Source organism: Macromonas nakdongensis (assembly GCF_002837145.1).
Lineage (GTDB): Bacteria > Pseudomonadota > Gammaproteobacteria > Burkholderiales > Burkholderiaceae_C > Macromonas_B > Macromonas_B nakdongensis.
Genome location: NZ_NWMV01000159.1, coordinates 1 through 4,157, shown reverse-complemented (window position 1 = coordinate 4,157; position 4,157 = coordinate 1). Strand labels below are relative to the sequence as shown.

The 4,157-nt window shown below is 68.5% G+C and carries 5 protein-coding genes; 2 read left to right on the top strand and 3 right to left on the bottom strand.

Annotated features, from left to right (window positions below; all coding sequences use genetic code 11):
- Positions 1-191 (bottom strand): AzlD domain-containing protein (locus tag CON77_RS14680; protein WP_198552409.1); only part of this gene is annotated, 191 nt, incomplete at its 3' end.
- Entirely contained in the window at positions 188-892 is a 705-nt protein-coding gene (locus CON77_RS14675) for an AzlC family ABC transporter permease (RefSeq protein WP_101050329.1), read from the bottom strand. The genes CON77_RS14675 and CON77_RS14680, both read right to left, overlap by 4 nt.
- Before the next feature lie 292 nt (positions 893-1,184).
- Here CON77_RS14675 and CON77_RS14670 point away from each other — a divergent pair, with 292 nt between their 5' ends.
- Together CON77_RS14670 and CON77_RS14665 are read left to right on the top strand one after the other, a co-directional pair.
- Positions 1,185-2,528: a trimethylamine monooxygenase gene (locus CON77_RS14670; RefSeq protein WP_101050327.1), complete on the top strand. Its 1,344-nt coding sequence runs from the start codon at positions 1,185-1,187 to the stop codon at positions 2,526-2,528.
- Positions 2,529-2,646: 118 nt separating this feature from the next.
- Positions 2,647-2,997, top strand: a complete 351-nt coding sequence (locus CON77_RS14665) for a DMT family transporter (RefSeq protein WP_101050325.1) — start codon at positions 2,647-2,649, stop codon at positions 2,995-2,997.
- A 55-nt stretch (positions 2,998-3,052) separates the two neighbouring features.
- Here CON77_RS14665 and CON77_RS14660 read toward each other — a convergent pair.
- A partial coding sequence (locus CON77_RS14660) for an aminomethyl transferase family protein (RefSeq protein WP_198552408.1) occupies positions 3,053-4,157 on the bottom strand: 1,105 nt, incomplete at its 5' end.

The window sequence follows — 4,157 nt, the reverse complement described above, 5'->3', positions numbered from 1 at the left end:
TCGCGCGCCGCGCCCACGCCCGAGTGCAACAGCAACAGCGTCATGATGGCCAGCGGCAGAAACTGCCCCAGGCGCTGCACAAAGGGGTGAGCGCTTAGCCATTTCGCGGCCACGAAGGGCAAGGCCCGCAAACCGAAGGTGACCAGCGCCATGCCCGCGATGCCTGCCAAGGCGTAGGACGTGTCGATCATGGCCGCCCTTTCTTGGCGTGTCGCCACCCCAATGCCGCCAGCACACACAGCCCCATGGCGATGGACAGGGCGTGCTGCGGCAGCAGCGCGTAGGCCAGCCCGTACGCCGCCAGCGCCACCCACAGCGGCGCGGCGCTGAATCGGTGGCGCCACTGCTCCACCGTGAGCACGGCGAACAGGCTGGCCAGCACGAAGTCCAGCCCCACCAGCGGCACCTGGGCCTGGGCCCCGATCAGCGCCCCCAAGGCCGTGCCCAACACCCACCAGCCCTGGTTCAGGGCGGCCAGCAGGAGCCTCTGCCGTGGCGGGGTCTGCGGCGGCAGGGTGGTGAGCACGGAATAGGTTTCGTCGGTCAGCGCGAACACCAGGTACCAGCGCGCCCAGCCCCGCTCGGGCCATTGCGGCAGCAGCGACAGGCCGTAGAACACGTGGCGCAGGTTGATCACCCCCGTGGCCAGGGCGATGGCGCCCAGCGGCAGGCCCGCGGCCATCATGGGCACCATCATGTACTGCGCCGCACCGGCGTACACCAGCACGCTCGACAGGATGGCCACCCACCACTCCGCCCCGGCCTGCACGAACAGGAAGCCGAACACCGTGCCCAGCGGGATGTAGCCCATGGCCACGGGCGTGGTGAGGGTGGCGGTGGAGACCGATGGGGCAGCGTCAGCGGCCACGGCGGGCGCAGGGGGTGAGGACATGCAGGGGGCAGGCGGGATGAAGGGGCGAGGCTGGATGATAGCGACAAGCCCCCCATCTGGCGGGGCGCCGCCGCCGCGACCCGCCCACACCCAAAAGGCGTGCGTGGCAGCGCCTGGCGGCCAGGTGTCACACGCTATTTGTGCACCAGACGCCCCCTTTTGGCCCACATCTTCGGGTCTGCCGGCCGATCTGCCCCACGGACACGGCTGACGGCCATTGGCACGCCTCATGCTTCATGTAGTGAATCAAAGTTTCCTGCAACTTAACCATTCACTCGTCAGGAGTACTCGCATGAACAAGCGCGTTGCCATCATCGGCGCCGGTCCCTCGGGGCTGGCCCAGCTGAGGGCTTTCCAATCTGCCCAGGCCAAGGGTGCTGAGATCCCCGAACTCGTCTGCTTCGAGAAGCAGTCGGACTGGGGCGGCATGTGGAACTACACCTGGCGCACCGGCCTGGACGAGCACGGCGAGCCGGTGCACGGCAGCATGTACCGCTACCTGTGGTCGAACGGACCCAAGGAATGCCTGGAGTTCGCCGACTACACCTTCGACGAGCACTTTGGCCGCCCCATGGGGTCTTACCCCCCGCGCGAGGTGCTGTGGGACTACATCAAAGGCCGCGTGGAAAAGGCCGGGGTGCGCCCCTACATCCGCTTCAACACGGTGGTGCGCGGGGTGGAGTTCGACGAGGCGACGAAGCGCTTCACCGTCACCGTGCACGACCACGCGAAGGACCTGACCTACGCGGAGGTGTTCGACTGGGTGGTGGTGGCCAGCGGCCATTTTTCCACGCCCAACGTGCCCTACTTCCCAGGCTTCGAAACCTTTGGCGGGCGCGTGCTGCACGCGCACGACTTCCGCGACGCGCTGGAGTTCAAGGACAAGGACGTGCTCATCGTCGGCGCCAGCTACTCGGCCGAGGACATCGGCTCGCAGTGCTGGAAGTACGGCGCGCGCTCCATCACCAGCTGCTACCGCAGCGCGCCCATGGGCTACAAATGGCCCGACAACTGGGAGGAAAAGCCGCAGCTGCTGCGGGTCGAGGGCAACACCGCCCACTTCGCCGACGGCAGCCACAAGCACATCGACGCGGTGATCCTGTGCACCGGCTACAAGCACCACTTCCCCTTCCTGCCCGAAGACCTGCGCCTGAAAACCAGCAACCGCCTGTGGCCGCTGGACCTGTACAAGGGCGTGTGCTGGGAACGCAACCCCCAGCTGATCTACCTGGGCATGCAGGACCAGTGGTACAGCTTCAACATGTTCGACGCCCAGGCCTGGTACGCGCGCGACGTGATCCTGGGCCGCCTCCCGCTGCCGTCCTACGACGAGATGCACGCCGAAGACCTGCGCTGGCGCGAGGAAGAACTGACGCTGGAGGACGCGCAGCAGATGTTCGAGTTCCAGGGCAAGTACATCCAGCAGCTGATCGACGCGACCGACTACCCGAGCTTCGACATCGCGGCGGTGAACCAGACCTTCCTGGAATGGAAGCAGGACAAGTACGAGGACATCATGGGCTACCGCAACAAGTGCTACCGCTCGCTGATGACCGGGACGATGGCCACGCCGCACCACACCCGCTGGCAAGACGCGCTGGACGATTCGCTGCACGCCTACCTGCAGCAACCTTGAACGGCCCCGGCGTCCCGAAAGGGACGGCCCCTGCCCGCCCCGGTACCGCGCCCCACAGCGCCGCGCCGGGCACGGGCGTTTCGGCGCGCCGGCGGCGCGCCAGTTGCGAGGAAATGGCATGACCCCGACGGTGTCCGGTGGATGGTGGCTGCTGCTGGCGGCCGGTGTGTGCGAGGTGTGCTGGGCCGCCGCGATCGCGCGCACCCAGGGCTTCACGCGGCTGTGGCCGTCGGTGTACTGCGCGGTGTTCATTGCTCTCAGCCTGTACCTGTTGGCACTGGCCATGCGCAGCCTGCCGGTGGGCACCGCCTACGCGGTGTGGGTGGGTGTGGGCGCGGTGGGCACGGCGCTCTACGGCATGGTCTGGCTGGGTGAGGCCGCCAGCACCCCGCGGCTGGTCTGCCTGGTGCTGATCGTGGCCGGCGTGGCGGGACTGAAGTGGTTCGGGGCCGAAGCGGTGGCCCGCTGACCGCCCGCGCTTGAATGGACCGCGCGCCGCGCCGGCCGCCAACGGCAGGGAAGGCTCAGGCCCGCACCCGGCTCTTGTCCGGGTCGTAGAAGATCGGCGCCGACACCGTGGCCGGCAGCCGCTTCTGGTGGCCGTCGAGCTTGCCGACCTCCACCGCCGTCCCCGGCGAAGCGTGGCCCACGGCCAGCCGGCACAGCGCGACGTTCTGCCCGGTCAGCGGCGAACGCGTGGCGCTGGTGACCACGCCCACCTGGGCGTGGCCGACGAAGACACCGTCGCCGTGCGCGGCCATCTCGTTGCCGTGCAGCTGCAGCCCCACCAGCTTGCGCTGCGGGTGGGCGCTGCGCTCCAACAAGGCGTCGCGGCCGATGAAGTCGTCCGCCTTGGTCTTGAGCGGCACGCAGAAGCCGATGCCGGCCTCGAAGGGATCGGTCTGGTCGCAAAACTCGTGGCCCGCGAACACCAGGCCGGCCTCGATGCGCAGCGTGTCCAGCGCGTCCAGGCCCAGCGGTGACAGGCCCAGCGGTTCGCCCAGTTCCCACAGCCGGGCCCACACACGCGGGGCGTCGCTGGGGTGGCACCAGACCTCGTAGCCCAGTTCGCCGGTGTAGCCGGTGCGCGAGACCATGATCGGGCAGCCGTTGTGGTCGTCCAGCCGGCCGACCAGGAAGCGGAACCAGCCCAGGTTGTCCAGCGCCGGTTGGGTGCCGGGCGTCCAGACCATCTGGCGCAGCAATTCGCGCGAGCGCGGGCCCTGCACCGCCACGTTGTGGAGGTGGTCGCTGGCCGACTTGATCCAGACCTTCATGCCCAGTTTTTCGGCCTGCTCGCGCAGCCAGACGCCGCCGTAGTCCTCGCCGCAAATCCAGCGGAAGTTGTCCGGGCCCAGGCGCAGCAGCGTGCCGTCGTCCAGCATGCCGCCGTGCGGGTAGCACATGGCCGAATAGACCACCTGGCCGACCGCGAGTTTCTTGACGTCGCGCGTCAGGCACAGCTGCATCAGCGCCTCGGCGTCGGGGCCGAGGATGTCGAACTTGCGCAGCGCGGACAGGTCCATCACCGCCACGCGTTCGCGGCAGGCGTGGTATTCGGCCACGGCGCCAAAGCCGTCGTAACGGGTGGGGGTCCACCAACCGCGGTAGTCGGTGAACTGGCGGGTC

Excerpts from the sequence above, each read along its gene's own strand:
- CON77_RS14675 (WP_101050329.1), bottom strand. The coding sequence starts at position 892 with ATGTCCTCACCCCCTGCGCCCGCCGTGGCCGCTGACGCTGCCCCATCG.
- CON77_RS14670 (WP_101050327.1), top strand. The coding sequence starts at position 1,185 with ATGAACAAGCGCGTTGCCATCATCGGCGCCGGTCCCTCGGGGCTGGCC.
- CON77_RS14665 (WP_101050325.1), top strand. The coding sequence starts at position 2,647 with ATGACCCCGACGGTGTCCGGTGGATGGTGGCTGCTGCTGGCGGCCGGT.